Origin of the sequence: Streptomyces sp. PA03-6a (assembly GCF_033792765.1) — a bacterium.
GTDB lineage: Bacteria > Actinomycetota > Actinomycetes > Streptomycetales > Streptomycetaceae > Actinacidiphila.
Window position 1 is genome coordinate 1 of sequence record NZ_JARAVK010000601.1, and the last position, 749, is coordinate 749.

1 protein-coding gene is annotated in these 749 nt (G+C 68.5%); it reads right to left on the reverse strand.

Going from position 1 to position 749, the window contains the following annotated elements; all coding sequences use genetic code 11:
• Positions 1–704, reverse strand: a 704-nt coding sequence (locus PV350_RS46850) for a hypothetical protein (protein ID WP_500339337.1), incomplete at its 3' end; no start/stop codon positions are given.
• Between the last annotated feature and the right edge of the window lie 45 nt (positions 705–749).

Consider the following 749-nt stretch of genomic DNA (forward strand, 5'->3'; position numbering starts at 1 on the left):
TGCTCCCAGCTGAAGCCGGTGACCCTGACCGAGAAGTCGCCTTCCTTGTCCCATTGCTGAGCGAACTTCCTCACCGCACTGGTGATCTCAGCTTCCTTGTCCGTGCCGTTGACACCGATGACGAGGCCCAGCCGCTCGCCGAGGGACTCCTTGCCGAACGCCTTGCCGTACGTCTGCGCCAGCTTCAGCAGATCGGTGTCCGCGGTGGCGATGACGGTCGCGACGAAGCGGACGTCCTTGCCGGCCTGGAGCGAGCCCTTGGCCATGCCGTCGTACTGGGCCACCGGCGTCAACCGGTAGTGACCGGCGATGTTCTGGTAGCCGTCGGTGAACCGCATGGCGTCCGTCTGCCGCGTGAACGTGGGCGGGACGGCCGCCGACTGGGAGGTGCCTGCCCTGCCGCCGCTCTTGCTCGGCGCGTGGGGGGCGATCCCGTCGACCGCGTCGAGGTCCGCGTGCGGCACATGGACGTGGTCGTGACTGACGACCTGGGCGTGGATGAGGTCCAGGTAACGCGGCCGCAGTCCGCCCTGGGACAGACCCTCGGGTGCGGCGTTGTGGTAGTTGCCCATCAGGCTGCCGTCGACCTCCGGGCGATGCCCGGCGGTGGTGTCCCGGTACTCGTCCCGCAGACCCAGCTGGTGACCCAGCTCGTGGGCCAGGTCCTGCTCGGTGGCGTCGACACGCCACTGGTGCTGGTTCATCGCACTCTGCGGACGCCCGACGTGCACGTTCAGGTGCGCGTCGGA